Annotated in this window: 22 protein-coding genes; 13 read left to right on the forward strand and 9 right to left on the reverse strand. The window is 71.9% G+C overall.

What is annotated here, in order from left to right; translation table 11 throughout:
• Positions 1 to 6: 6 nt before the first annotated feature.
• Positions 7 to 1,377: an alpha-amylase gene (locus OIU81_RS04560; protein ID WP_329144067.1), complete on the reverse strand. Its 1,371-nt coding sequence runs from the start codon at positions 1,375 to 1,377 to the stop codon at positions 7 to 9.
• 330 nt (positions 1,378 to 1,707) lie between these two features.
• Between OIU81_RS04560 and OIU81_RS04565 the strand changes: the two genes are divergently transcribed.
• On the forward strand, positions 1,708 to 3,165 hold the full coding sequence (locus OIU81_RS04565) for a Gfo/Idh/MocA family protein (protein ID WP_329144069.1): 1,458 nt from the start codon (positions 1,708 to 1,710) through the stop codon (positions 3,163 to 3,165).
• A gap of 121 nt (positions 3,166 to 3,286) precedes the next feature.
• Here the strand turns inward: OIU81_RS04565 and OIU81_RS04570 are convergent, their stop codons facing one another.
• A complete protein-coding gene (locus OIU81_RS04570; protein WP_329144071.1) occupies positions 3,287 to 4,051 on the reverse strand; it encodes a hypothetical protein in 765 nt (254 codons plus the stop codon).
• A 227-nt stretch (positions 4,052 to 4,278) separates the two neighbouring features.
• Between OIU81_RS04570 and OIU81_RS04575 the strand changes: the two genes are divergently transcribed.
• Positions 4,279 to 6,087, forward strand: coding sequence for an ABC transporter ATP-binding protein (locus OIU81_RS04575; RefSeq protein WP_329144074.1), 1,809 nt, complete (start codon positions 4,279 to 4,281; stop codon positions 6,085 to 6,087).
• Positions 6,084 to 7,865, forward strand: coding sequence for an ABC transporter ATP-binding protein (locus OIU81_RS04580; RefSeq protein WP_329144075.1), 1,782 nt, complete (start codon positions 6,084 to 6,086; stop codon positions 7,863 to 7,865). The genes OIU81_RS04575 and OIU81_RS04580 overlap by 4 nt, the downstream gene beginning before the upstream one ends.
• Before the next feature lie 111 nt (positions 7,866 to 7,976).
• On the opposite strand, the gene OIU81_RS04585 is transcribed toward OIU81_RS04580, so the two are convergent.
• Positions 7,977 to 8,768: a metal-dependent hydrolase gene (locus tag OIU81_RS04585; RefSeq protein ID WP_329144077.1), complete on the reverse strand. Its 792-nt coding sequence runs from the start codon at positions 8,766 to 8,768 to the stop codon at positions 7,977 to 7,979.
• Between the two features lie 935 nt (positions 8,769 to 9,703).
• On the opposite strand from OIU81_RS04585, the gene OIU81_RS04590 reads away from it, so the two are divergent.
• Positions 9,704 to 12,217, forward strand: coding sequence for a DEAD/DEAH box helicase (locus OIU81_RS04590; protein ID WP_329144079.1), 2,514 nt, complete (start codon positions 9,704 to 9,706; stop codon positions 12,215 to 12,217).
• A 52-nt stretch (positions 12,218 to 12,269) separates the two neighbouring features.
• Positions 12,270 to 13,139, forward strand: coding sequence for an acyl-CoA thioesterase (locus OIU81_RS04595; RefSeq protein WP_329144081.1), 870 nt, complete (start codon positions 12,270 to 12,272; stop codon positions 13,137 to 13,139).
• Here OIU81_RS04595 and OIU81_RS04600 read toward each other — a convergent pair.
• Both OIU81_RS04600 and OIU81_RS04605 read right to left on the reverse strand, forming a co-directional pair.
• On the reverse strand, positions 13,070 to 13,969 hold the full coding sequence (locus tag OIU81_RS04600; protein ID WP_329144083.1) for a DUF6397 family protein: 900 nt from the start codon (positions 13,967 to 13,969) through the stop codon (positions 13,070 to 13,072). The two genes, OIU81_RS04595 and OIU81_RS04600, sit on opposite strands and share 70 nt — an antisense overlap.
• A gap of 79 nt (positions 13,970 to 14,048) precedes the next feature.
• Complete coding sequence (locus OIU81_RS04605) at positions 14,049 to 14,456, reverse strand: roadblock/LC7 domain-containing protein (protein WP_329144084.1); 408 nt, start codon at positions 14,454 to 14,456, stop codon at positions 14,049 to 14,051.
• Between the two features lie 168 nt (positions 14,457 to 14,624).
• Here OIU81_RS04605 and OIU81_RS04610 point away from each other — a divergent pair, with 168 nt between their 5' ends.
• Entirely contained in the window at positions 14,625 to 15,053 is a 429-nt protein-coding gene (locus OIU81_RS04610; protein ID WP_329144086.1) for a PPOX class F420-dependent oxidoreductase, read from the forward strand.
• Positions 15,054 to 15,111: 58 nt separating this feature from the next.
• Here OIU81_RS04610 and OIU81_RS04615 read toward each other — a convergent pair whose 3' ends face one another.
• On the reverse strand, positions 15,112 to 15,726 hold the full coding sequence (locus OIU81_RS04615; RefSeq protein ID WP_329144088.1) for a GTP-binding protein: 615 nt from the start codon (positions 15,724 to 15,726) through the stop codon (positions 15,112 to 15,114).
• A 303-nt stretch (positions 15,727 to 16,029) separates the two neighbouring features.
• Here OIU81_RS04615 and OIU81_RS04620 point away from each other — a divergent pair, with 303 nt between their 5' ends.
• Together OIU81_RS04620 and OIU81_RS04625 are read left to right on the forward strand one after the other, a co-directional pair.
• Positions 16,030 to 16,218 carry a hypothetical protein gene (locus tag OIU81_RS04620; RefSeq protein WP_329144090.1) on the forward strand — a complete coding sequence of 63 codons (189 nt, stop codon included), beginning with the start codon at positions 16,030 to 16,032 and terminating at the stop codon, positions 16,216 to 16,218.
• Positions 16,215 to 16,826, forward strand: a complete 612-nt coding sequence (locus tag OIU81_RS04625; RefSeq protein ID WP_329144093.1) for a class I SAM-dependent methyltransferase — start codon at positions 16,215 to 16,217, stop codon at positions 16,824 to 16,826. Before OIU81_RS04620 ends, OIU81_RS04625 begins: the two co-directional genes overlap by 4 nt.
• 36 nt (positions 16,827 to 16,862) lie before the next feature.
• Here OIU81_RS04625 and OIU81_RS04630 read toward each other — a convergent pair whose 3' ends face one another.
• Positions 16,863 to 17,762: an oxygenase MpaB family protein gene (locus OIU81_RS04630; RefSeq protein WP_329144095.1), complete on the reverse strand. Its 900-nt coding sequence runs from the start codon at positions 17,760 to 17,762 to the stop codon at positions 16,863 to 16,865.
• 403 nt (positions 17,763 to 18,165) lie between these two features.
• On the opposite strand from OIU81_RS04630, the gene OIU81_RS04635 reads away from it, so the two are divergent.
• A complete protein-coding gene (locus OIU81_RS04635) occupies positions 18,166 to 18,948 on the forward strand; it encodes a hypothetical protein (protein ID WP_329144097.1) in 783 nt (260 codons plus the stop codon).
• Positions 18,949 to 19,126: 178 nt separating this feature from the next.
• Here the strand turns inward: OIU81_RS04635 and OIU81_RS04640 are convergent, their stop codons facing one another.
• Together OIU81_RS04640 and OIU81_RS04645 are read right to left on the reverse strand one after the other, a co-directional pair.
• On the reverse strand, positions 19,127 to 19,309 hold the full coding sequence (locus OIU81_RS04640) for a hypothetical protein (RefSeq protein WP_329144099.1): 183 nt from the start codon (positions 19,307 to 19,309) through the stop codon (positions 19,127 to 19,129).
• Positions 19,310 to 19,845: 536 nt separating this feature from the next.
• Entirely contained in the window at positions 19,846 to 20,238 is a 393-nt protein-coding gene (locus OIU81_RS04645) for a nuclear transport factor 2 family protein (RefSeq protein ID WP_329144101.1), read from the reverse strand.
• Between the two features lie 111 nt (positions 20,239 to 20,349).
• Here OIU81_RS04645 and OIU81_RS04650 point away from each other — a divergent pair, with 111 nt between their 5' ends.
• The 4 genes from OIU81_RS04650 (at position 20,350) to OIU81_RS04665 (ending at position 25,997) form a co-directional block, all read left to right on the forward strand.
• Positions 20,350 to 20,823 (forward strand): MarR family winged helix-turn-helix transcriptional regulator, encoded by a 474-nt coding sequence (locus OIU81_RS04650; protein WP_329144103.1) that lies wholly within the window; start codon positions 20,350 to 20,352, stop codon positions 20,821 to 20,823.
• 108 nt (positions 20,824 to 20,931) lie between these two features.
• Positions 20,932 to 24,000 carry a glycoside hydrolase family 2 TIM barrel-domain containing protein gene (locus OIU81_RS04655; protein WP_329144105.1) on the forward strand — a complete coding sequence of 1,023 codons (3,069 nt, stop codon included), beginning with the start codon at positions 20,932 to 20,934 and terminating at the stop codon, positions 23,998 to 24,000.
• A 114-nt stretch (positions 24,001 to 24,114) separates the two neighbouring features.
• Positions 24,115 to 25,035 carry a homocysteine S-methyltransferase gene (mmuM, locus tag OIU81_RS04660; RefSeq protein ID WP_329144107.1) on the forward strand — a complete coding sequence of 307 codons (921 nt, stop codon included), beginning with the start codon at positions 24,115 to 24,117 and terminating at the stop codon, positions 25,033 to 25,035.
• Between the two features lie 164 nt (positions 25,036 to 25,199).
• Complete coding sequence (locus OIU81_RS04665) at positions 25,200 to 25,997, forward strand: basic amino acid ABC transporter substrate-binding protein (protein ID WP_443073927.1); 798 nt, start codon at positions 25,200 to 25,202, stop codon at positions 25,995 to 25,997.
• Positions 25,998 to 26,007: the final 10 nt, after the last annotated feature.

Here is a 26,007-nt window from a genome sequence, read left to right on the forward strand (position 1 = left end):
AGCGGCTCAGCGCACGGGAAGCAGCGCCACCGCACGCTTCGCCGGGACGGTCAGATGGACCTTCCCGTCGTCCCCGACGGTGACCGTGTGGCCGCCGCACGAGGACGGGTCGGCGGCGACCGCATCGCAGTACGTACCGCCGGGCAGCGAGGTCGCGAAGGTCTGGTTCAGCTCCCCCTCGCCGTTGTTGAGCGCGACGAAGCCCTTGCCGTCGCGCCCGAAGGCGAGCGCGCTGCTCCCGTTGTCCCACCAGTCGGTCAGCGGGGCGGAGCCCACCGCGTTGCGGAACCCGACCATCCCGGTGATCTCCCGCTTGGCGTGCTCACGGGTCCAGCCGGCGCTGCCGCTCGGCGGTCCGGCGTCCTTGTCGGACCACTCGTAGCCGGAGTAGACGTTCGGTGAGCCGTAGGGCGAGGCGAGCATGAAGACGTTGGCGAGGGTGTAGGCCGCGCCGTCCTTGTAGGTCAGGGTCGAGCCATTGCGCTCGGTGTCCCAGTTGTCGACGAAGGTACGGGCCTTGTCGCCGTCGAGCTTGCCGTCCGCGACGGACTTGAGCTGAGCGAGACCGCCGCCCTGGAAGGCGCTCTTGAGCTGGCTGCCGTACCGGAACTCGTCCACGTCGCCGGTGCCGGTGTACTCGTCGGGCTGCACGGCCTCGCCGGCGCCGTAGATGACCTCCTGCACCCAGTAACCGGGATCGCGCATCTTGCCCTTGATGGCGGCGAGGTCGGTGGCGGAGATGTGCTTGGCGGCGTCCACCCGGAAGCCGTCGACCCCCATCGACCGCAGTCCGTCGAGGTACTTGGCGATGGTGGTACGGACGTACTCGCTGCCGGTGTCGAGGTCGGACAGGCCCACCAGTTCGCAGGTCTGGACGTCGGTGCGGTTGCCGTAGTCGGAGATGCTCCGGCGGCAGCCGTGGAAGTCCTGGTCCTGATAGAAGCCGGGGTACCGGTACTTGGTGTACCGGGTCCCGCCGGTGCCGGTGCCGGAGCCCGCGGCCATGTGGTTGATGACGGCGTCGGCGATGACCTTGACGCCCGCGCCGTGGCAGGTGCGGACCATCGAGGCGAAGGCGTTCCGGTCGCCCAGCCGCCCGGCGATCTTGTAGCTGACGGGCTGGTACGAGGTCCACCACTGGTCGCCCTTGATGTGCTCGGAGGCGGGCGAGACCTCGACATAGCCGTAGCCGTCCGGACCGAGCCGGTCCGTACAGGCCTTGGCGACGTCCGCGTACTTCCACTCGAACAGCGTGGCGGTGACGGTCTTTTCGCCGGGCGGGGCGGCCTGGGAGGACCACGGCGCGAAGGTGGCGAGGCCGGCCGCGGCCAGCACGCCGGCCAGCGCCCCGCCCACCACACGGGAACGTTGCTGCATCTTGCGGCTCCTTGGTCATGGGGCACGGCAGGCACACCGCGCCCACGAGTGCAGCCACGCGCCGGCCGCCATGGGGGGATGGTGTACCGGAGCCTGCCGTTTGCCTTGTGGACACGTCAAGGCCTTCCGCAAGGCTTTTCAGCTGCTTGCGAAAGAAGCTGACGGCGAGACGCCCGAACTTGCGGGAGAAGGTCGCGTGGTGCGGCAAAGAATCCACATGTGCCGCGACCGGCCTCCCCCCCGGCCCTCTTGTGCCCCGGCCCATCGGCCGACAAGGTCCTGACCGAGGTTCACGCATGCCCCGGTACCCCACCGTTCCCTGGAGGATCGATGCACGAGGCACCCTCGCAGAACCACGACGACCACGACGGCCACGACGGCCGGCACGACCCCAACGAGGCGGGTCCGAGCCGCCGTTCGGTCCTGTGGACCGCCGGTGCGGCGGGCGCCGGGCTGGGACTCGGCGGCCTGACGTCCACTCAGGCCGCGGCGGCCGCACCCGCGACGCCCGGCTCCGCGGCCGCCGCCTCCCCCGCGGCCAAGGGCCGGACCATGATCGGGGTGCCGTTCGAGCGGCGCGGCACCGTACGCGTCGGCATCATCGGCCTCGGCAACCGCGGCGGCAGCATGATCGACCTCTTTCTCGCGATGCCGGGCGTCCGCGTCGTCGCCCTGTGCGACCCGGTGAAGGACAAGACCGCCAAGGCCGCCAAGAAGGTCACCGCCGCGGGGCAGCCCGCACCCGCCGTCTACACCCACGGCGAGCACGACTTCGAGAACCTCTGCGCGCGCGGCGACCTCGACTTCGTCTACGCCGCGACGCCCTGGGACCGGCACTTCGAGATGGCGAAGACGGCGCTGCTGCACGGCAAGCACGTGGGCGTCGAATGCCCCCTCGCCCTGCGGCTGGACCAGCTGTGGGAGCTGGTCGATCTCTCCGAACGCACCCGCAGACACTGCATGCAGCTGGAGAACTGCTGTTACGGCAGGAATGAGATGCGGGTGCTGCGGATGGCACACGCGGGCCTCTTCGGCGAGCTGCTGCACGGCGCCGGTGCCTACGTCCACGATCTGCGCGGCCTGATGTTCGACCCGAAGTATTACGAGGGGCCATGGCGCCGGCTGTGGCACACCCGGCTGCGCGGCGACCTCTACCCCAACCACGGGTTCGGCCCGGTCGCCAACTACATGGACCTCAACCGCGGGGACCGCGCCGTCCGCATCTCCAGCATCGGCACCCCCGCCCTCGGCCTCGCCGCCTACCGCAAGGACCACATGCCCGCCGGCGACCCCAGCTGGAAGGAGTCGTACATCGGGAGCGACCGGACGATCAGCCTCGTCCAGACCGCCAAGGGGCGGGTGATCCGGCTGGAGCACGATGTCTCCACCCCGCATCCCTACAGCCGCATCAACAGCCTCGGCGGCACCAAGGGACTCTTCGAGGACTACCCCGAGCGGATCTATATCGAGCCGGACCACAGCAACGACGAGTGGGGCGACTTCGGCACGTACGCGCAGTGGGACCACTGGCTCTGGAAGGAGCACGCCAACCCGCCCGGCGGACACGGCGGCATGGACTACCTGCTGATCTTCCGGCTGATCCAGTGCATGCGGCTGGGCCTCGTACCGGACTTCGACGTCTATGACGCGGCGACCTGGACCGCGCCGGTGCCGCTGAGCGACCTCTCGATCAAGGCGAACGGCGCCCCGCAGGAGATTCCCGACTTCACCCGCGGACTGTGGAAGAAGGCCCGGCCGGGGATGGATTCGCAGAAGCCGGAGGAGTAGGCGCGCGGGCGCGGGCCCGGCGGGCGGTGCGTCCGCCGGGCCCGCGCGTCAGCCGGCGGGTGCCACGGCCCGGCGTACCGCCGGCCTTTCGCGGCAGCTTCGAAGCACCGAAGGCACGGCGTCAGACCGCCAGATGCGCCTTGTCCCCCATGACCACCACCGGCTGCCGGGCCGGTTCCAGGGCGCGCAGCAGGGCCTGCATCCCGGCCTTCGGCACACTGACGCAGGCGGAGGTGCCGCTGCCGTGGTCCATGTGCAGCCAGACCCCGCCGCCCTTGGACTGCCCCTCGGGGCGGGACGGATCCAGCGGAGAGGTCCCCTTGACGCGGTTGTAGTTGATCGCGACGACATAGTCGAAGTCGTGGCGGGTGTTCTTGGACCAGTACGACGGCGGGGTGAACGCCGTGGAGTGCGTATAGGGCAGCTTGGCGCCGGGGTCGGCGAGCACACCGCCCGCATCGGTCAGCGCGAACACCCCGACCGGGCTGCGCTTGTCCCCTTCGTGATGGTTCACCGTCCAGCCGCGCCGGCCGTTGTGCGCGGCCCAACGCCCCTTTTGATCCCAGCCGTTGGCGCCCTTGTCGTAGAGGACGACGGTGGCGTCGGCGGAGTTCACCCCGTCCCCGTAGACCGCGACGACCTGCCGGGAGCCGGCGGGGATCCGTGACCGCAGCGCGGAGCCGACTTCGGGGATGTGCTTGAGGTGGGTGGTGGCCGAGGCCCCGCGGGCCGGGCCGCCGGGGCGCTCCCCCTTCCCCGCGCCGTCGTCCCTGCCGTCGCCGCGGCCGCCGCTCCCGCTGCCGCCGCAGCCCGCCAGAAGGACCAGCCCCGCCGCGGCCACCGCCGCCATCCGCATCGCACTGCCCGCTGTTCGCATGGCCCCCATGGTCGCACCGCCGGGGCGGCGCACCGCCGGCACCCGCCCGCTCTGTGCGGACCGCCACACGCGTGTCCGAAAGAGGGGGTCACAGCGGAAAAACCGTTTGAAATCAGACCTCCCGGCGGGCCAACCTTCCAGAACCTCCGCCCGCGACACGACCGGCGCGAGGGTCACTTCCCCTTGCCCGGACGGCCTGCCGCCATCCACCCCACCCCGACTTCGCCTGGGACATCATGCACATTCGCGACCTTCCGCATACCGACCCGGGCGTCCCCGACGTCCGTACGGGCGGCGCCTTCCTCCGCTGGCTCTGTGCACAGCAAGTCGGCGGACAGCTGTCGGCCCTCGCCTGGGGACTGCTGAACCTCGGCGGCATCGCCGCCTCCCCACTGGCGGTGGGCCTCGCCGTGCAGGCCGTGGTGGACCGCGACGGCGGCCGGCTCCTCCTGGCCGGCGCTCTGGTCCTGGCCCTCGGACTGCTGAGCGCGGTCGGCGGGGTGATGCTCCACCGCGCCGCGGTCACCAACTGGATCACCGCCGTCGCCCGGATGCAGCAGCTGCTCGCCCGCAAGACCACGGAACTGGGCTCGGCCATGACCCGGCGGGTGGCGGCCGGCGAGATCGCCGCCGTCAGCACCGGCGACCTGGAGAAGATCGGCTGGTTCGTCGAGGCGCTCTCCCGGTTCGGTGCCTCGGCGGTGACCACGGCCGGTCTCTGTGTCGCACTCGCCTGCTACCAGCCGGCGCTGGGTGCCCTGGTGGCTCTGGGCGTGCCCGTCATGGCGCTGGCCGTCCTGCCGTTGCTGCCGCCCGCCATCCGGCGCGCCGACGCACAGCGCGACAAGGCCGGCCAGGCTACCGAACTGGCCTCCGACACCGTCGCCGGGCTGCGCGTGCTGCGCGGCATCGGCGGTGAGGAACTCTTCCTCGACCGCTACCGCAGCGCCTCCCAGGAGGTGCGCAAGGCCGCCGTCCGCAGCGCCCGGATGTGGTCGCTGATCTCGGCCGTCCAGGTACTGCTGCCGGGCCTGCTGCTGCTCGCGGTGGTCTGGTACGGCGCCCGGCTCGCCCTCGACGGCACGATCACCGTCGGCGATCTCGTCACCCTCTACAGCGCGGTCGCCTTTCTCCTCTTCCCGCTCCGGCACTTCGAAGAGATCGCGCAGGCCTATGCCTTCGCCAGACCGTCCGCGACCCGCACGGCCCGCGTGCTGGCCCAGCACCGTCCGGCCGGCGCACCGGCCGAGGACACGGCGACGCCACCCACCGGCGAACTGCACGACCCCGTCAGCGGACTGACCGCACAGGCCGGCCGGCTGACCGCCGTGGTCTGCGGCGACCCCGACGCGGCGGGCCGGCTCGCCGAACACCTCGGCGGGCACCCGCCGTCGGCGGACGACGACAGCGGGAAGGCCCGCCCGCCATCCGTCCTCCTCGGCGGCACCCCGCTGGACGAACTACCGCGCGACGCCGCCCGCCGGGCCGTACTCGTCCAGGACAAGGACCCGATGCTGCTCTCCGGCACGCTCGGCGAACTGCTCGACGTACCGGCCTCCGGGCGGGTGGGCGCGACGCAGGCACTGGCCGCGGCGCAGTGCGGCGATGTGCTGACCGCGCTGGCCCAGGCCACCGCCGACGATTCGGGCGACCCGATGCGCACCCACATCACCGAGCGCGGCCGGTCGCTGTCCGGTGGCCAGCGACAGCGGCTGGCGCTGGCCCGATCGCTGGTCACCGACCCGGAGGTGCTGGTGCTGGACGAGCCGAGCAGCGCCGTCGACGCCCACACCGAGGCCCGGATCGCCGACGGCCTGCGGGAGTTGAGACGCGGACGCACCACGGTCGTTCTCACCTCCAGTCCGCTCTTGCTGGACCGGGCCGACGAGGTGGTGTTCCTCCAGGAGGGCACGGTCGCCGCCCGGGCCACCCACCGCGAACTGCTGCACCTCCACCCCGCCTACCGCGCGGTCGTGACCCGCGCATCGGACCCCGAGCCGGCACTGTCGGCCGGCCATCCTGAGCGAGAAGGTAGGACCGCATGATCGGCCTGGCACCCCCGGCACACGACCCGGACGCCCCGCAGACCGTCACCACCCTGCCCGTCGGCTCACCGGCGACGGTACGCGGTTACGTCGGCGGCCTGATCCGCCGTCACCGCACGGCATTCACCGTGCTGGTCGCCGTGAACGCCGCGGCGGTGATCGCCTCCATGGCCGGGCCGTACCTGCTCGGCGGCGTCGTGGAGAAACTCTCCGCGGGCGACCGGGACATCCCGCTGGAGCGCACCCTCGTCCTGTTCGCCCTCGCGCTGGCCGCCCAGACGGTGTTCGTCCGGATGGTCCGGCTGCGCGGGGCGATGCTCGGCGAGCGGATGCTGGCGGACCTGCGCGAGGACTTCCTCGTACGGTCCGTGGCGCTGCCGCCGGGCGTCCTGGAGCGGGCCGGCACCGGCGATCTGCTGTCACGGATCACCACCGATGTCGACCGGCTCTCCAGCGCGATGCGCGAGGCGGTGCCGCAACTGGCCATCGGCGTGGTGTGGGCGGCGCTGCTGCTCGGCGGGATCACCGTGACCGCGCCGCCGCTCGCACTGTCCGTGCTGCTCGCGCTGCCGCTGCTGATCGTCGGCTGTCGCTGGTACTTCAAGCGGGCCCCGAGCGCCTATCGCTCGGAGGCGGCCGGCTACGCCGCGGTGTCGGCCGTGCTCACCGAGTCCGTGGACGCGGGGCGCACGATCGAGGCCCACCGGCTGGGCGCCCGCCGCATCGCCCTCTCGGAGCACCGGATCCGCGAATGGACCCAATGGGAGCGCTACACCCTCTACCTCCGGTCGGTGCTCTTCCCCGTCGTCGATCTGACGCATGTACTGCTGCTGGGCACGGTGTTGCTGCTGGGCGGGGCGTTCGTCATCGGCGGCTGGATCACTCCGGGGCAGCTGACGACCGGCGCGCTGCTGTCGCAGATGATGATCGAGCCGGTCGGCCTGATCCTGCGGTGGTACGACGAACTGCAGGTGGCCCAGGTGTCCCTCGCGCGACTCGTCGGCGTCCGGGAGATCGAACCGGAGGCCGGGGATCCGGAGCGCTTCCCGGACGGCCGCGACGTGCACGCCGACCGGGTCAGCTTCGGCTACCACGCCGACGTGGATGTGCTGCGCGAGGTCTCGTTGCAGATCCGTCCGGGGAGCCGGCTGGCACTGGTGGGGCCGTCCGGCGCCGGCAAGTCGACGCTGGGCCGGCTGCTGGCCGGCATCTACGGCCCCCGCACCGGGACCGTCACCCTCGGCGGGGCCGAGCTCTCCGCGCTGCCGGCCGAGCGGATCCGCGAGCAGGTCGCGCTGGTCAACCAGGAACACCACGTCTTCGTGGGCTCCCTGCGCGACAATCTCCGGCTGGCCCGCCCCGCGGCGGACGAAACCGAACTGTGGGCCGCACTCGGCGCGGTGGACGCCGACGGCTGGGCACGGGCCCTGGGCAAGGGACTGGACACCGAGGTCGGCTCGGGCGGCCATACGCTGACCCCGGCCCAGGCACAGCAGATCGCGCTGGCCCGGCTCGTCCTCGCCGACCCTCACACGCTCGTCCTGGACGAGGCGACCTCCCTGCTCGACCCACGGGCGGCCCGCCATCTGGAGCGTTCGCTGGGCAGGGTGCTCGACGGCCGCACGGTGGTGGCGATCGCACACCGGCTGCACACCGCGCATGACGCCGATGTGATCGCGGTCGTCGAGGAGGGCCGGATCAGCGAACTGGGCAGCCACGACGAACTGGTCGCCGCCGAGGGCGCCTACGCGGCACTCTGGCGGTCGTGGCACGGCTGAGGGGGGCGGGAGCGGGGCGGGGGCTTCGGGCTCCGGCCCCTCCCGCTCGCTCCGAACTCGGAACTTCTCGGCCCTCGGCCCTCGGTCCTCGCTCCTCGCTCCTGAGCTTCGTCAGATATAGCCGAGGGCGCCCAGGCCGCCGATGCCTCCCAGCAGCATGAACACCGGCATCAGCACCTTCAGCTCCACCCAGCTGCCGGCCTTGAAACGCATGGCCTGGGGCGGGCCGACGGGGAACCAGCGCTTGCGGCCTATCGGGATGGGCCACAGGACGGGACAACCCGAGACCGTCAGGGCGTCGCCGATGTCATGGACCAGCGCCCCCAGGACGACCGGCAGACCCAGCCAGAGGTACTGCTGCCCCGGCTCGGTGAACAGCCAACTCGCGCCGTTGCCCGGCTGATCGAGTATGCCGCCCAGGATCCAGGCCGCGGCGGCGCCCAGCAGCCACACCAGCACGTCGCTGGAGACCCGTGCCGCCCGCCACAGCAACCCCTCGATGGCGAGCACCATGTGGACGAAGAGGATGCCGAGCACCGCCCAGTGGCCACCCTTCATCGCCAGCAGTGACATACCGCCACCGACCAGCACGGCCCACAACCAGGTGTGGGTGAGCGTGCGGTGCCCGCCATTGCGGTTCGAATCACCGCGCATCTTGGTCGCCTTGTAGACCGCGTGCGAGAGGGCGTCGACCACTTCGCACAGAATCCGCGAAAGCGGACCGAAGGCCCGCGAGATGGTCGCGGACTTGTGGTCGAGGTCCGGGGCCAGCGCCGCTCCGGCACAGATCAGAGCTCCGCAGACGAGCACCGGCCAAGGCATCGGATATCCAGCGGCAGCGGCCCCGGCACCCACCCCCAGCCAGGCTGCGGCCCCGGACAGCGAGTGCGCCGGTCCCATCATGATGTGCTCCCACCCTCTGTTCTCTTGCGCGTGTTCTCCCGCACGCACCATGTGCCTCGCACGCCGCTGAGCTGCGCCCCTGACACCCGTTCGGCGACTCAGCGTAGCGCCAGATGATCTCGCCGGCGGGCCGGGGTGAGCCCCCACGCTGCGGGGTGACGGGGCGCCAGCAGCGCAGGCGGCGGGGTCGGGGTAGTTGGGGGCGTGCTTGAGGGGGCGGCCGCTGGCGGATGAGCGGCGACGGTGCGGCCTTCTGACGGTGGGACGGCCGACCGCCGCCCCTCAGCCGTCCCCCCTCGCCGGCTCCCGGCCGCCCCTCGTCCCTCGTCCCTCGTCCCTCGTCCGTCGCCCGCCGCCCGCCGCCCGCCGCCCGCCGCAGAGGTCGACCACACCGGAGGTCAATCAAGCCGGAGGTCGACCACGGCCGACGTGCATCAGGGGGCATCGATCAGGCCGGCGTCGCTCAGGCCTGACGTTGATCAGCCCGGGCATTGATCAATCCGGGCTCAGGCCGGTCGCTCAGGCCTGACGTTGATCAATCCGGGCGTTGATCAGTCCGGGCTCAGGCCGCACGATGATCAAGGCGGATGCCCCCTCCGCCGATGCGCCTCGCATACCGTGCGTGATCTCCGCCACGTGCCGACGGACTGCGGCGCAGCCGGCGGATGCCGATGGCGACGACGCGTACGCTCCCTGGCACGGAAAGTGAGAACACTGCCCCTCGCTCCCCTCGCGCCCCTGTGGCCCGAGCCGTGAAGGTGGACATTTGTGCTGCTCAGGGTCGCTGAAGGCGCGTACCCGGGCGGTGGTGGGGCCGGCGTCGCGGGGTGGCGGGGCCGGTGGGCCGGTCGGCTTGTGCGGTCGGGGAGCTTCAGTTGATCTCCCGGTGAGCCGCCGGTTCCCTGATCGGGGCCGAAGGCAGGCAGTATGGGGGCGTGACCCTCATCGATCATCTGCCGAACGACGCCGACCCCGATGCCCTCTTCGAAGCCTTTTCGGGCTGGGCCGAGCAGCAGGGCATCTCGCTCTACCCTGCCCAGGAGGAGGCGCTGATCGAGGTGGTCTCGGGGGCGAACGTCATCCTGTCCACCCCCACCGGCTCCGGTAAGAGCCTGGTGGCGGCCGGTGCGCACTTCACCGCCCTCGCCAACGATCAGGTCACCTTCTACACCGCGCCCATCAAGGCACTGGTCTCGGAGAAGTTCTTCGACCTCTGCAAGCTGTTCGGTACCGAGAACGTCGGCATGCTCACCGGCGATGCGTCGGTCAACGCCGATGCGCCGGTCATCTGCTGCACCGCCGAGATCCTCGCCTCGATAGCGCTGCGGGACGGCAAGGACGCGGACATCGGCCAGGTCGTGATGGACGAATTCCATTTCTATGCCGAGCAGGACCGCGGCTGGGCCTGGCAGATTCCGCTGCTCGAGCTGCCGCAGGCGCAGTTCATTCTGATGTCGGCGACGCTCGGCGACATGTCGCGCTTCGAAGAGGACCTGACCCGGCGCACGGGGAAGCCGACGACGATGGTGCGCTCGGCGACACGACCGGTGCCGCTGTCGTACGAGTACCGCACGTCGGCGATGACGGAGACGCTCACCGAGCTGCTGGAGACCCGCCAGTCGCCGGTCTATATCGTGCACTTCACCCAGGCCGCCGCCGTGGAGCGGGCGCAGGCACTGATGAGCATCAATATGTGCACGCGTGCCGAGAAGGACGAAATCGCGCAGCTCATCGGGAACTTCCGGTTCACCACGAAGTTCGGCCGGAACCTCTCGCGGTACGTCCGCCATGGCATCGGCGTGCACCATGCGGGCATGCTGCCCAAGTACCGCCGGCTCGTCGAAAAGCTGGCACAGGCGGGCCTGTTGAAGGTCATCTGCGGTACGGACACCCTCGGCGTGGGCGTCAACGTCCCGATCCGCACGGTGTTGTTCACCGCGCTGACGAAGTACGACGGGTCGCGGGTGCGGACGCTGCGGGCGCGGGAGTTCCACCAGATCGCAGGCCGCGCCGGGCGGGCCGGTTTCGACACCGCGGGCTTCGTGGTCGCGCAGGCCCCCGAGCATGTCGTGGAGAACGAGAAGGCGCTGGCCAAGGCGGGCGACGACCCCAAGAAGCGCCGGAAGGTGGTGCGCAAGAAGGCGCCGGAGGGCTTCGTCAACTGGGGTGAGAACACCTTCGAGAAGCTGATCGCCTCCGATCCGGAGCCGCTGACCTCGCGCTTCCGGGTGACGCACGCGATGCTGCTGGCCGTGATCGCACGGCCGGGCAATGCCTTCGACGCGATGCGCAAGCTGCTCGAGGACAACCATGAGCCGCGCAGGAACCAGCTCCGGCACATCCGGCGGGCCATCGCGATCTACCGTTCGCTGCTGGACGGCGGAATCGTGGAGCGGCTGGCGGAGCCGGATGCGGAGGGCCGGATCGTCCGGCTGACCGTGGATCTCCAGCAGGACTTCGCGCTCAACCAGCCGCTGTCGACCTTCGCGCTCGCCGCGTTCGACCTCCTCGACCCCGAGTCGCCGTCCTACGCGCTGGACATGGTCTCGGTCGTGGAGTCCACGCTGGACGATCCGCGGCAGATCCTGGCCGCGCAGCAGAACAAGGCCCGCGGCGAGGCGGTCGCCCAGATGAAGGCCGACGGGGTCGAGTACGAAGACCGCATGGAACGGCTCATGGACGTGGAGTACCCCAAGCCGCTGGAGGAGCTGCTCTTCCACGCCTACGGCCTCTACCGCAAGAGCCACCCGTGGGTCGGCGACCACCCGCTGTCGCCGAAGTCGGTCATCCGCGATATGTACGAACGCGCCATGACCTTCACGGAGTTCACGTCCTTCTACGAGCTGGCGCGCACCGAGGGGATCGTCCTGCGCTACCTGGCGAGTGCCTTCAAGGCGCTGGACCACACCGTGCCGGACGATCTGAAGTCGGAGGACTTCGAGGACATCATCGCCTGGCTGGGCGAGATGGTGCGGCAGGTCGACTCCAGTCTGCTGGACGAGTGGGAGCAGCTCGCCAACCCCGAGGTGGAGACGGCGGAGCAGGCCGCCGAGCGGGCCGATCAGGTCCGGCCGGTCACGGCCAACGCGCGGGCGTTCCGGGTGCTGGTGCGCAATGCGATGTTCCGGCGGGTGGAGCTGGCGGCGCTGGACAAGGTCGAGGAGCTCGGCGAGATGGATGCCGAGTCCGGCTGGGGCACGGACGCCTGGGGCGAGGCGATGGACGCCTACTGGGATGAGTACGACGAGCTGGGCACCGGCCCGGACGCGCGCGGCCCGAAGCTCCTGCAGATCCAGGAGGATGCCGAGCACGGGCTGTGGAAGGTACGGCAGACTTTCGCGGACCCGAACGGTGATCACGACTGGGGTATCTCCGCGGAGGTGGACCTGGCCGCCTCCGACGAGGAGGGACGCGCCGTGGTGCGGGTCACGGATGTGGGTCAGATGTGAGGCGACGGCTTCGACCGAGGCCGCCGGAGGATGCGACGGAGGGCCACCGGTCATGAGCAATCCCGCCGACAAGCTGGTCGATCTGCTGGATCTCGAACAGATCGAAGTGAACATCTTCCGGGGCCGCAGCCCCCAGGAATCGCTGCAGCGGGTCTTCGGCGGCCAGGTCGCGGGGCAGGCGCTGGTGGCTGCCGGGCGGACCACGGAAGGTGACCGCCCGGTCCACTCGCTCCATGCGTACTTTCTGCGGCCGGGCCGGCCCGGGCTGCCGATCGTGTACCAGGTCGAGCGGGTGCGCGACGGGCGGTCCTTCACCACCCGCCGGGTCGTCGCCGTCCAGCAGGGACGCACGATCTTCAATCTGACCGCCTCCTTTCACAAGCCGGAACCCGGCTTCGATCATCAGTTGCCGCTGCGCCGGGCGGTGCCCGACCCGGAAGAGCTGCCCACGCTCGCGGAAGAGGTCCGCGAGTATCTGCGCGAACTGCCCCAGTCCCTGGAGCGGATGGCGCGCCGGATGCCGTTCGAGATCCGGTATGTCGACCGGCTGCGGTGGACCCCGGACGAGATCGAGGGTGCCGAGCCGCGCAGCGCGGTGTGGATGCGCGCGGTCGGGCCGCTGGGCGACGATCCGCTCGTGCACACCTGCGCGCTGACCTACGCCAGCGATATGACGCTGCTGGACGCGGTCCGCATCCCGATCGAGCCGCTCTGGGGGCCGCGCGGGTTCGACATGGCCTCGCTCGACCATGCGATGTGGTTCCACCGGCCGTTCCGCGCCGATGAGTGGTTCCTCTACGACCAGGAGTCGCCGATCGCCACCGGCGGCCGCGGCCTGGCCCGGGGGCGGATCTACGACCGGGAGGGCAGGCTGCTGGTCTCGGTCGTCCAGGAGGGGCTTTTCAGGAAGCTGGGCGGCTGATCCGGGCGGGCGGCGGAGGGCATGGCGGCCGGCGTCCGCAGCCGCCCCGGGTCGTCCCGGCGGGCGCGCTCCAGGCCACGGGAGAGGTTGACGCGGTACCACAGCACCTCGTCGAACTCCTCCGCCGTCACCACCCGTTCAAAGGATTCGCGGGCGGCCGGGGTCACCGTGATGACGGACGCCAGCGTGGGCCGGAGCCGGCGCAGCAGGGACCGCTCCAGCGGGTCCTCGGCCACCGAGGCCAGTTCCTCCGGCGGGAGCACCGCGGCGATCACCGCAGCCGATTCCCAGGGGTCGTCGGTCTGTCCCATGAGCTGGGCGACCCGCCGGCTGCGCCACTGGCGGGCCCGCCAGTCCTGTCCGCTGTCGAGCATCACCCGCATCGCCGCCGGGGTGTTGCCCCGCATGAGTTCGGGTTCCCGCTCGGCGAAGCGGGTGACTTCGGACGCGAGGTACAGCCAGACCACCGCGCCGAAGCGATTCACATAGAACCGGACGGGGCCGAGGCACCCGGCCCGGGTCAGGCGCGCCACCCGGCCGGGCCCGACGCCCATCAGCGCGGCGGCCTCGGTCGTGCTGACCGCGCGGATCCGTTCGCGGAGGGCTTCCGGAAAGCCCGGTTCGGCCTGCAGCCGGGCGATCTCCTCCGCCGGGACCCGGTGGTGCCGGCCCGGCGATCCGGCCGCTGCCGGCCGGTCCTCGCTCCCGGCCGGCACCGTCCGCACTTCTCCGAGCTGGACGGCGAGCTCGAACTCGCCGGTCCTCAGCTCCAGTTCACGGGCGGCCCGCCCCGTCGTGAGCGTCTGCTGCCCGTCGCACATCACTGTCATGCCGTTTCCCCCGCTTCTCGGTCGATCACTGACAGTGACGACTGTAGCCGCAGGCGATGACGGTGGGTCAATCCCCGCCTCAGATCTGTGGATAACTCTCGGGGCGGCGGACCGCGACCCCCAGATGCTCCCCGACGCGATTGACCAGCAGCGTCATTTCGTAGGCGATCTGGCCCATGTCGGCCTCGGCGCCCGCCAGCACGCACAGCGCGCTGCCGTCCCCCGCCGCCGTCACGAACAGCACGCCGTCGTCGAACTCCACCATCGTCTGGCGCACCCGGCCGATGCCGAAGTGGAGCCCCGATCCCTTCGCCAGGCTGTGCAGTCCCGAGGCGACCGCCGCGAGATGCTCGGCGTCCTCCCCCGCCAGTTGCTCGCTCGCCCCGGTCACCAGCCCGTCGTTGGAGAGCACCAACGCGTGCCGTACCTTCTCCACCCGCTTGGTCAGGTCGTCCAGCAGCCAGTCGAGTCCGCTGCTCAATGCCATTGCCGCTTCCTCCCCGTGTCCTCGCCGTGCTTCCGGCCGGACGGCAGCCCACGGTCCGTCCGCGAACTGCCGTGCCAGCCTGTCCCACCGCCGCCGTCTCGGCAAGCGGCCCCACGGCCCGGCGTGCCACTGGGCGCCACTCCGCGCCCGATGGATGAGGATGTCCGCATGGCACACAAGATGACCAAGGACGAGTGGCAGAGGTTCCTTTCCGAGGGGACCCGTACCGGCAAGCTGGCGACCGTACGGGCCGACGGCAGCCCGCATGTCGCGCCGGTGTGGTTCCTCATGGACGGCGACGAGCTGGTGTTCAACACCGGTGAGGACACGGTCAAGGGCCGCAACCTCGCCCGTGACGGCCGGGTGGCGCTGTGCGTCGACGACGACACCCCGCCGTTCTCCTTCGCGGTCGTCCACGGGACGGCGGAGACCAGCAGTGAGCAGGCGGACGTGCGCCACTGGGCGACGCGGATCGCGGCGCGTTACATGGGTGAGGACCGGGCGGAGGAGTACGGCGCGCGCAACGGAGTGCCGGGCGAGCTGGTCGTACGGGTCAGGATCGACAAGGTCGTCGCGGTGGCGGCACTGGCGAGCTGAGGGTGCCCGTGGCGCGGGCCCGTCCGGGGTCCGCGCCGCGCCCGGCCCCCGGCGCCGGTCACCCCACCGGGTCCAGGACCCGGTCGGAGCGCCACCGTCCCGCGTGCTCGACGAGCCGGACCAGCACCTCCTTGCCGGAGTCGCGGTCGCGCACGTCGCAGAGCACGACCGGGATGCTGCGGTCCAGGTCCAGTGCCCGGGAGACCTCGTCGGCCCCGTAGGAGTGCGACTCGGCAAAGCAGTTGACGGCGACCAGGAACGGGATCGAGCGGCGCTCGAAGTAGTCGACCGCGGGAAAGCAGTCCTGCAGCCGCCGGGTGTCGGCCAGCACCACGGCGCCCAGCGCGCCCTCCGACAGGTCGTCCCACAGGAACCAGAAGCGGTCCTGTCCCGGGGTGCCGAAGAGGTAGAGGGACAGGCCCTGCCTGATGGTGATGCGGCCGAAGTCCATCGCCACCGTGGTGCTGCCCTTGAGGTCCACTCCCCCGGTGTCGTCCACGGTCTCGCCCGCCTCGCTGAGCCGTTCCTCCGTGCGGAGCGGGTGGATTTCGCTGACCGCGCCCACCAGGGTCGTCTTGCCCGCGCCGAAGCCGCCCGCGACTAAGACTTTCAGGGTCACATCGGGGTCGGAGCCCGGGGCTGTGCCCGTCGGGGCCCCCTGTGCGCCGTTCATCGGCCGTCTCCTCCAGGTGCAAGGGTCCTGCGCGTCACGGGGTGTACGGATCACGGCTCGGCGAGTGGAGCCTTCGGCGGCACAGCGCCGTCCGAATCCATGGCGAGGACCGTACCGCCCGCTGACCGGGATGTCCGAGGATTCACCAAAGCCACCATGTCTTCCGATCAAGAAGCGCATCGGCCCCGGATTTCGTGATAGCCGGTCGCAGCGGGACCCCACCCGGGAGCCGGAGACCCACCGGTCCCGGGCGCACCCGGCGTTCGCCGCCGGGGAGCGGGCCGTTGCGGGATCATGCGGGGTATGGCTCAACAGCAGGCGCAGGAGCGGCACGGTACACCCGCCGCATGGATGCCGACAGACCTCACCGTCGGACGCCACGGTGCCGGTCCGTGGTCGGCGGTCGTCCCGGTGCCCCTGACCATCGCGATCGCCCGGTACGCCTGCGCCGCCTCCCTCACCGACCGTCCCGCCCGCGAAGGAGCCCGATGACCGACCATCACGCCGACCGGCCGCACGAGGTCCGCGCGTTCTTCGCCGCCCGCGCGGCCGGCTGGGACGCCAAGTTCCCCGACGACGGCCCGGCCTACGCCGCGGGCATCGCCGAACTGGGCCTCCAGGAAGGCGACCGGGTCCTGGACGCCGGCTGCGGTACGGGGCGGGCACTGTCCGCGCTGCGGTCGGCCGTGGGGCCGCGCGGGACGGTGCTGGGCGCGGATCTCACGCCCGAGATGCTGGAGGCCGCCGTGCGGGCCGGGCGGGACCGTGAGGCGGCGCTGCTCCTCGCGGACGTGACCCGGCTGCCGCTGCCGGATGCCGCGCTGGACGCGGTCTTCGCCGCCGGGCTGCTGTCCCATCTGTCCCACTCGGCGGGCGGCCTGGCCGAACTCGCCCGGGTCGTACGCCCCGGTGGCCGGCTGGCGCTGTTCCACCCCATCGGGCGGGCGGCCCTCGCCGCGCGCAAGGGGCGCCCGCTGACCTCCGGCGACCTGCGCGCCGAGCCGAATCTGCGGCCGCTTCTCACCGCCGCCGGGTGGGAGCTGATCCGGTACGAGGACGAGGACGCCCGCTATCTGGCGCTGGCCGTCCGGCGGGGGTGAGCCGGGGCCCCGGGGGTGAAACGGGCCGCCCATGTGTCATTCGGGAGCCGCCGGGTCCTCTCCGTGCGGGACCGGGCAGCTGCCCGTGCGGCGGGCGGCGGGGAAGGTGCCGAGTGCGGCCACCCGGAAGCCGTTCGGATAGCCCTTGATCTCGGGGTTCTGGCGGGCGTAGTGCGGGGTGCGGCGGGGCGGCAGCAGTCGCACGGCCCGGGCGCGCAGCTTCAGCGCCGTGCGGACCGTCTTGCGCACCGCCGGCGCGGGCCGCTCGTACCGGAACACCGCCAGGAGCGTGTCGTCCAGGAGGGCCAGGCCGGCGCCGCGCACCACCGGGGCGAGCGGGCCGTACCAGCCCGCCATCAGATCCAGGGTGGCGTCCGACACCCGGCGTGCGCCCTCGTCCCAGCCGAAGTGGGCCGCCTCGTAGGCGTCGAGGCAGCGCTCGAAGTCCTCGTAGGTCTGCGGGATCGCGGTGATGCCCATGTGCCGGCCGAGGGTGCGGTAGTAGGCGGCGACGGCCTGCTGTTCGTGTGCGGTCAGCCGCCGCCAGCCGTACTCGTCGAGCCAGCGCTTGGGCACCACCACGAAGGTGCACAGGACGTAGCGCATGTCCTCGTTGCTGATGTCGTAGCCGCGGTGCATCTGGTTGATGCGGCGGATCGCCGTCCGGCCGTCCGTGCTGTCGAAGCCGTGCTCGACGACGGCGTCCAGGAGGAGGGCGGTGTCGTCATAGCGCTTTTGCGTACGGTCCGTCAGCTCCGCCGTCTCGGCGAGCAGCCGGCCGATGCTCGGCACGGCATAGGTGCGGTAGAGCGCCAGCTCCAGGGCGCGGGTCAGGTCCCAGGGGAATTCATGGGTCGCGATGATGCGGTAGATACGCAGGAAATCGCGCTCCGGGTCGAGCCGGCGGATCTCCCGTAACCAGTCGTAACGCCGCACCTGATACCCGTCCCTTCGGTCGCCGACGGGGTCAATTTTAGTCCGGCGGGCGCCAGTTGAGGGCAACGCCGGGTGCCGGATCGGGCCGTACGGTGGCCGGATCCCGTCGTGGCGGGCGGCCTTTGGGCGGGCGAGCCGGCGCGACGGCCGGGCGGGTCGCCCCGCCGGGATCGCCCCCGTTCGGGCGGGTACCGCGGTGCTACCGGGGTGCCACCGGGGTGCCCACCGGGACTCCCGCGAGGCCGGCGCCGCCTTCCCCGCGGCCCGGCCGCGCCGCCCGCGCGAGGGGCACACCGCGCCGGCAAAAAGGCATCTGCGCAGCGTAGGGCTGGTGACAAGGCCGTGCCGCGCCAATTAGGGTGCGCCGACGTACTCCGCGATGGATTGGATGGGGGAGGCCCGCGTGCCCACGACCGAGAGCGCCGACAACGACCAGTTGTTCGTGCTGACGGCGGTGCTGCTGACGCCCGCGCAGTTCCCGAGCGTGCTCGGCGACGACTACCCCGAGGTGTGTGCGGGGCTCGGCCTCGAGCCGTATGCGGAGGGCTATGGGCTGGTCCTCGGCCAGGACGGGGACGGTGCCCGCTGGACGGTGGTGACGGAGGACGTGCCGCTGGTGGCCTGTGCGATCGCGGCCTGGGACTGCGGGATGGAGTACGACCTCTCCCCCGGGGAGCACAGCATCGTCGGGGCGCTTCCGGGATGGCCGCTCGCGCTCGCCGTCTCGGCGCCGGGGGTGCCGCAACCGCACGACCCGGAACCGCAGGAGGGCGACCCCGCGCCGCTGACGCCGCCGGATGCCGAGGCGTGGGGGCCGGCGCAACGGCGGCTCGGCGCGGACGAGATCGCCATGCAGTGGCCGGTATGGCGCGAGCAGGTGGACGGCGAAGACAGCTTTGCCGAGCCGGGCGACGAGACGCACCAAGGGGTGCGCAGGGTGCTGGCGGAGGCGCGCGGCTATGTGGCCGATCCGCCGCCGCCCGGACGGGTGCGGTCGTCGTTCGCGGCCGGTGAGGCGCGCACCCTGCGGGTCGACGGGCCCGGCTGGAGCATGGTCGCCCGCACCGATGACATCGCGTTCGTGCTGCTGGACGAGGAGCCGGGTGAGGTGCATCCGGTAGGCCGGGGGCCCGAACTGCCCGGTCTGCTGTCGTCGCTGGACGAGCTGGCGGTGCGGCCGGTCTGAGCCGGTCCGGTGCCTGCCGTGGCGCGGACCGCGCCGGACCGGGACGGGTGAGGGGCCGGCAGGTGCCTCCGGCCGCGCCCACCGGCTGTCCGGGCCCCGGCCCTGCCGCCCGCCGTACGCGGCCGGACCGGGTGACCGGGGCGGCCCACTACCGTGAGGTGCGCGGGGACCGGCTCGCTCAGCGGCCGATCTGCTTGTGGCCGACGCGGCGCAGCCGGCGCCGCTGGGAGGAGTCGAGCGTCAGATACGCGACGGCCGGAATCCCTACCATGACCAGGAGAGCCGCCCAGAAGGGCAGCAGCCACAGCAGGATCACTCCCACCGCGACCCCGCCGACCGCGACCTTCGCCTGTGTGGACATCCTTCACGCCCCTTCCGCGGCGCCTGCCGCGCTCTGTGTACTCCATTGAACGCCGATCGCGCGCCACAGGTTCCACTATGCGGCGCGGCGTCGGGTGCCCGGGGCGTTTCAGGAACCCTCAGTAGTCACCTGTGATCAGCCCGGGTCGCCCGTGACATCTTCCCCGGCCCGGCTGTCGCGCCGGCGCAGCCCCGCGGGTACCGGTCGCCGACGCCCCACCGGTGCTCGCCCCCGCACGAGCGGCCCGGGCCACCCGTCCGGCCGCCGCCTTCCGGGGCACCGCGTCCCTGGTCCGCCTCCACATGCCACCGTCTCGCGGGGCGCCCCTGGGGAGGTACGCAGCCGTACCGCCCCAGGGGCGCCTGTCCCGTCCACGGTGAACTCGGCGGTGGTTCAGTTGGTGCAGGTGGTGTGCAGTGCGGGCAGCGTGCGGGGGGTCAGGTAGCGGTTGGTGACGTCCTGGGCGCACGGGGAGACCAGGAGGGGGGCTACCGGGCGCCGGCGTCGCGGCCCCGGGAGGGTCCGGGAAGCACGGCCTAACGGGCGCTGCCGATGGTGCGGTCGGCGTCGGAGCCCTGGAGCATCAGGGTGGTCTCCTCGATGCGGCTGAACCGGCCGTCCGACGCGAGGTCGGCGAACACGTAGACCTCCATGCTCACGGTCGAGCCGTCCTTCTTGGTGAGGTGGACGGTGTGCCGGTCGGCGTAGTTGCCGCCGTCGTACAGCTCCTCGTGCACCTCGACACGACCGTCGGCGACAAGGCCGCGTACGTGGGTCATGTGCTCCAGGAACTGGGCGCGGTCGGCCCACTCGCCGTCCGTGCGCTGGCGGTACTCCGGGGTGAAGTGACGGTCGACGGCCTCCTGCAGGGTGATGTCACCGTTGAAGAGCAGGTCGGTCAGGGCGGTCTCCATACCGGTGCGCGTCATGGGGGTTCCTTTCAGGGAAGGGCAGAAGGAGAAGCAGTAGTGCGTGCGCTCCGCACGCATCTCCTGGACTGTAGCACCAACTGCGTGCGCAGCGCACGCTATTCTTTCGAGGTGGAGAACGAAGCAGGGCAGGAGATCGCAGACGCGCTGGGCGTTCTGCTCCGGCGCACCACCCGCACCCAGCTGTACAAACAGCTCACCGAAGGCATGGACGAGGCGGTGGACGAACTGACCTACCCGGTACTGAGCGCCCTGGCCCGCACGGGATCCCGCAGCGCGGCCGAACTGGCCCCCGATGTCGACGTCGACCGCTCCGGCGTCACCCGCCGCGCCTCCCGGCTGGCGGACGCCGGCCTCGTCCGCCGCGAGGCGGACCCCACCGACCGGCGCGCACACCTGCTCGTCCTCACCGACCAGGGCCGGTCCGCGGTGGCGGAGCTGCGCGCGCGTCTGGCCGCGCACCTCATGACGGGCATGTCCTCCTGGCCGCCGGGGGAGGTGGGGCAATTCGCCCACCTCCTGCGCCGCTTCACAGTCGAAGGACCGTTCGTACAGCAGAGGCAGGACCGGCCCGGGGCTTCCTGAGACGGTGTGGCCCTCCAATCCTGCCCATCCTGCTGCGCCGTGCGGCCGCTCATGCTTCGCTGAAGTGATCCCCCACCGCCCGGCACGTCGCCCGCAGCAGGAGGACCAGTGACCGGCACTTCGCCGCACGCGCCGCACCACACGCCGCCCGCACCCGCCCCCCGGACCGCCGACGAGACGGACCGCGCACCGCACCGCCCCGGCCACCCCGACCGCCCCCCGGCCCCCTCCCCGTACTACGAGGACCGTTCACCGGGGAGCGGGGTCCTGCCGCCACGCGCCTGGTACGCGGGATCGGATGCCGCCCGGCTCTCCCTGAACGGCATCTGGCGGTTCCGGCTCTCGGCGGGCGCCACCGCCGAGGACGAGTCGTTCGCGCGGCCGGACTTCGACGATGCGCAGTGGCAGGACCTGCGGGTGCCCGGCCACTGGGTGCTGCAGGGACGCACCGCCGCCGACGGCTCCCACGAGGGCGGCGGAGCGGCCCGGGCGAACGGCGCGCCCGCCTACACCAACACCGCCTACCCCTTCCCGGTCGACCCGCCGCGGGTGCCGGACGAGAACCCGACGGGCGATCACCGGCGGGTCTTCGATCTGCCCGAGGAGTGGGGCGAGGGGCCCGCCGTCCTGCACTTCGGCGGGGTGGAGTCCTGCGCCCGGGTCTGGCTCAACGGGCAGGAACTGGGCCACTTCAAGGGCAGCCGGCTGCCGCACGAGTTCGAGGCCGGGCATCTGCTGCGGCCGCGCCGCAATGTGCTGGCCGTGCGGGTCCACCAGTGGTCGTCGGGGAGCTACCTGGAGGACCAGGACCAGTGGTGGCTGCCCGGCATCTTCCGGGACGTCTGCCTCCACCGCCGTCCCGAGGGCTCGGTCGCCGACCACTTCGTCCACGCCGGGTTCGACCACCGCACCGGTCACGGCACCCTGGAGGTGGAGTGCGCTCCGGCCGGCCGGGTGACCGTGCCGGCGCTCGGGCTCGATCTGGCGACCGGGGAGCGCGCGACGGTGCCGGTGCGCCCCTGGACGGCCGAGGATCCGCATCTCTACGACGGGGAGCTGGTCACCCCCGGCGAGCGGATCCCGCTGCGGATCGGCTTCCGCACGGTCCGCGTCGAGGACGGGCTGCTGAAGGTCAACGGCCGCCGGATCCTGCTGCGCGGCGTCAACCGCCATGAGTTCCACCCGCGCCACGGCCGCGCCCTGGACCCCGAAACGATGCGCCGCGATCTGCTGCTGATGAAGCGGCACCACATCAACGCGGTGCGCACCAGCCACTATCCGCCGGACCCCGCCTTCCTCGGCCTGTGCGACGAGCTGGGGCTGTGGGTCGTCGAGGAATGCGATCTGGAGACGCACGGGTTCGCCCAGCAGGACTGGCGGGACAACCCGGTCGACGATCCGCGCTGGGAGCCTGCGCTGCTCGACCGGGCACAGCGGATGGTCGAGCGGGACAAGAACCACCCCAGCATCGTGCTGTGGTCGCTGGGCAACGAGTGCGGCACGGGACACGGACTGTCCGTCATGGCCGCCTGGATGAGGGAGCGCGACCCGTCCCGCTCGTTGCACTACGAGGGCGACCGCAGTTGCGCGGACACCGATGTCTACTCCCGGATGTACGCCGGGCACGCCGAGGTGGAGCGCATCGGGCAGCGCGCCGAGGAGCCGCTGCCCGATCCGGAGCTGGACACCCGCCGGCGGCACCTGCCGTTTCTGCTGTGTGAGTACGCCCATGCCATGGGCAACGGTCCGGGCGGACTGGGCGAGTACCAGCGGCTGTTCGAGCGGTACGCGCGCTGCCAGGGCGGCTTCGTCTGGGAGTGGATCGATCACGGGCTGCGGCAGCGGACGCCCGCCGGCGAGATCTTCCACGCCTACGGCGGCGACTTCGGCGAGGAGCTGCACGACGGGAACTTCGTCTGCGACGGGCTGGTCTTCCCCGACCGGGTGCCCTCGCCGGGCCTGTTGGAGCTGAAGAAGGTCTTCGAGCCGGTGCGGATCGAGGCCGGGACCGACGACGAGGGCCACCCGGACGCGGTCCGGCTCACCAATCGCTACGACTTCGGCGGCCTCGGTCATCTCACCTTCCGGTGGATCTACGAGGTCGCCGGCGAGCTGCGCGGGCACGGCCGGCTGGACGTACCGCCGGTGGCGCCCGGCGCGTCGGCGACGGTCCCGCTGCCGACGCCGCCGGTCGAGCCGGGCGAGGACGGCGAGGCGCTGTGGACGGTTTCGGCGGTGCTGGACGAGGACACCGCCTGGGCGCCGGCCGGGCACGAGATCGCCTGGGGCCAGCTGCCGGCCGGCCCGCGCCCCGCCGTCTCCTGGACGGCCACCGCCGCCCCGCGCCGCGGCGTGGGCAACGTGATCGTCCTGGGCCCGGGGACCTTCGACGCCGCCACGGGGACACTCGGCTATCTCGACGGCTTCCGGATCGGCGGCCCCCGGCTGGACGTCTGGCGGGCGCCGACCGACAACGACGAGGCCGCGCCCTGGCAGCCGGGGCCACGGCCGGCCACCGAGTGGCGGCGGATCGGACTGCACCGGATGCGGCATCGCGTGGACGCCGTCGAGACGGGGCCGGACGGCGTGCGGGTACGGACCCGTCTCGCCCCGGCCGGCTCGCCGCTCGCGCTGCGCACGGTCTACCACTGGACGGCCCAAGCGGACCGGCTGCGGCTGGAGTTGAGCGTCGAACCGGAAGGTGACTGGACGGTTCCGCTGCCGCGGCTGGGCGTGCGGATGCTGGTGTGCGGCAGTCTGGGCTGCGCCGAGTGGTTCGGCGGCGGGCCCGGCGAGGGCTATCCGGACACCCGGGCCGCCACCCGCGTGGGCCGCTGGTCGATGCCGGTGGACGCGCTGCAGACGCCGTATGTGCGGCCGCAGGAGAACGGCGCACGGCCCGGTGTGCGCTGGGTGGAGCTGACCCGTACGGACGGCTCGGGCCTGCGGATCGAGGGCGACCCGGATTTCTACTTCGCCGCCCGCCGGTGGTCGGCCGAGGAGCTCACCGCGGCCCGGCACACCACGGATCTGCGGCCCGGCGGGGGGCTGTGGCTCCATCTCGACCATGCGCAGCACGGGATCGGCAGCCAGTCGTGCGGGCCGGGGGTGCTGCCGCAGCACCGGCTGGAGGCGGCACCGGCACGGTTCTCGTTCGTGTTCTCGTCGTTGCGCTGACCCGGCGCCGGGCACGCCCGGTGCCGGCCGGGGCACTGTCCCCGGGCGGCATTACGCTCAGGAGGAGGGGCGCACCACGCACGCGTCCGGACCGTAACCGGGAGGCTTCGCACCATGGTCAGCACGTCCCCGTCACTCACCGAGGCCCTCGCCGCGGGGCCGGTCGTCCTCGACGGGGGCCTGTCGAACCAGCTGGAGGCCGCCGGGCACGACCTGAGCGACGCGCTGTGGTCGGCCCGCCTGCTGGCCGAGGAGCCGGAGGCCCTCGTGCGGGCGCACCAGGCCTACTACGAGGCCGGAGCGCAGGTCGCGATCACCGCCAGCTACCAGGCGACGTTCGAGGGCTTCGCGCGGCGCGGCATCGGCACCCGGCAGGCCGCGGAACTGCTCGGCCGGAGTGTGGAGCTGGCCCGCGAGGCGGCCGGGCGGGCGCGGGCCGGCGGGGTCGCCGGGCCGCTGTATGTGGCCGCGTCGGCGGGCCCGTACGGGGCGATGCTGGCGGACGGCTCCGAATACCGCGGCCGCTACGGCCTGTCGGTGGCGGCGCTGGAGCGTTTCCACCGGCCGCGGCTGGAGGTGCTGGCCGCGGCGCGGCCCGATGTGCTGGCGCTGGAGACGGTGCCGGACGCCGACGAGGCCCGGGCACTGCTGCGCGCGGTGCGCGGGCTGGGGGTCCCGGCGTATCTGTCGTACAGCGTCGCGGGCGGGAGCACCCGCGCCGGGCAGCCGCTGGCGGAGGCGTTCGCGGTGACGGCGGAGGCCGACGAGGTGATCGCGGTGGGCGTGAACTGCTGCGCACCACAGGATGCGGACCGCGCGGTACGGCTGGCGGCACGGCTCACCGGAAAGCCGGTGGTGGTCTACCCCAACAGCGGGGAGAGCTGGGACGCCGGGGCCCGGGCCTGGCGCGGGAGCGCGGCGTTCGATGCGGAGCGGGTCGCCGCCTGGGCCGCGGACGGCGCCGGGCTCATCGGCGGCTGCTGCCGGGTGGGCCCGGAGGCCATCGCCGCCGTGGCGGCCGCGCTGGGCCGCTGAGGTCCGCCCGGGGAACGGGCGGACGGCCGGGGCCGGGTCGCGGGCCGAAGGCGTTACACAGACGCAACCGACGGGGCGGGGACAGCGCACCGGGCCGGTGGCAGGATGCAGCCACATCGCAGCATGCGCGGCTTGGTTGATCAGCATCATGCCCTGGAGGACCCGTGTCCGCTCGCTCCGTGTCGTCTGTCATAGCCGTTGTCGCTGCCGTCGCCGTCGTGGCGGGGTGCAGCAGCACCGCGTCCAACGGGAAGAAGGGGGCCGGCGGGCTGGAGCTCGTCTCCTCCGGGACGCTGAAGACCTGCACCCACCTTCCGTACGCGCCGTTCCAGGTGAAGAAGAACGGCAAGATCGTCGGGTTCGATGTGGATCTGGTCGACCTCGTTGCCAAGAACCTCGGGATCAAGCAGGAGATCGTCAACACCCCCTTCGAAGGCATCGAGACCGGCCAGGACTTCACCATCCGCAAATGCGATCTGGCCGCGGCCGGCATGACGATCACGCCCGAGCGCGACAAGGTGATGGACTTCTCCGACCCCTATTTCAACGCCACCCAGGCGCTGTTGACGAAGAAGGGCAAGCCCTACAAGAAGGTCGAGGACCTCAAGGGCAAGAAGCTCGGCTATCAGAAGGCCACCACCGGCGGGATCTACGCCAAGGACCACGGCAAGGGCGTCGAACTCGTGGAGTTCGAGGATCTGGGGCTGCTGCTGACCGCCGTGAAGTCCGGCCAGGTCGACGCCGGCATCAATGACAACGGTGTGCTCTTCGACTATGTGAAGCAGAATCCCGACACCGCGGTCACCGCCGAATTCAATACGGGCGAGCACTACGGCATCGGTGTCCGTACCGGGAACGACGTGCTGCGCAAGAAGATCAACGAGGTCATCAAGAAGGCGAAATCCGACGGGACGTACGACCGGATCTACAAGAAGTGGTTCGGCACCACCCCGCAGAGCTGAGGCCGGCCGT

It is taken from the genome of Streptomyces sp. NBC_01454 (assembly GCF_036227565.1).
Lineage (GTDB): Bacteria > Actinomycetota > Actinomycetes > Streptomycetales > Streptomycetaceae > Streptomyces.

Bases quoted from the DNA above. Each gene is read 5' to 3' on its own strand.
- OIU81_RS04560 (WP_329144067.1), bottom strand. From the start codon at position 1,377: ATGCAGCAACGTTCCCGTGTGGTGGGCGGGGCGCTGGCCGGCGTGCTG.
- OIU81_RS04565 (WP_329144069.1), top strand. From the start codon at position 1,708: ATGCACGAGGCACCCTCGCAGAACCACGACGACCACGACGGCCACGAC.
- OIU81_RS04570 (WP_329144071.1), bottom strand. From the start codon at position 4,051: ATGGGGGCCATGCGAACAGCGGGCAGTGCGATGCGGATGGCGGCGGTG.
- OIU81_RS04575 (WP_329144074.1), top strand. From the start codon at position 4,279: ATGCACATTCGCGACCTTCCGCATACCGACCCGGGCGTCCCCGACGTC.
- OIU81_RS04580 (WP_329144075.1), top strand. From the start codon at position 6,084: ATGATCGGCCTGGCACCCCCGGCACACGACCCGGACGCCCCGCAGACC.
- OIU81_RS04585 (WP_329144077.1), bottom strand. From the start codon at position 8,768: ATGATGGGACCGGCGCACTCGCTGTCCGGGGCCGCAGCCTGGCTGGGG.
- OIU81_RS04595 (WP_329144081.1), top strand. From the start codon at position 12,270: ATGAGCAATCCCGCCGACAAGCTGGTCGATCTGCTGGATCTCGAACAG.
- OIU81_RS04600 (WP_329144083.1), bottom strand. From the start codon at position 13,969: ATGACAGTGATGTGCGACGGGCAGCAGACGCTCACGACGGGGCGGGCC.
- OIU81_RS04605 (WP_329144084.1), bottom strand. From the start codon at position 14,456: ATGGCATTGAGCAGCGGACTCGACTGGCTGCTGGACGACCTGACCAAG.
- OIU81_RS04610 (WP_329144086.1), top strand. From the start codon at position 14,625: ATGGCACACAAGATGACCAAGGACGAGTGGCAGAGGTTCCTTTCCGAG.
- OIU81_RS04615 (WP_329144088.1), bottom strand. From the start codon at position 15,726: ATGAACGGCGCACAGGGGGCCCCGACGGGCACAGCCCCGGGCTCCGAC.
- OIU81_RS04620 (WP_329144090.1), top strand. From the start codon at position 16,030: ATGGCTCAACAGCAGGCGCAGGAGCGGCACGGTACACCCGCCGCATGG.
- OIU81_RS04625 (WP_329144093.1), top strand. From the start codon at position 16,215: ATGACCGACCATCACGCCGACCGGCCGCACGAGGTCCGCGCGTTCTTC.
- OIU81_RS04640 (WP_329144099.1), bottom strand. From the start codon at position 19,309: ATGTCCACACAGGCGAAGGTCGCGGTCGGCGGGGTCGCGGTGGGAGTG.
- OIU81_RS04645 (WP_329144101.1), bottom strand. From the start codon at position 20,238: ATGACGCGCACCGGTATGGAGACCGCCCTGACCGACCTGCTCTTCAAC.
- mmuM (WP_329144107.1), top strand. From the start codon at position 24,115: ATGGTCAGCACGTCCCCGTCACTCACCGAGGCCCTCGCCGCGGGGCCG.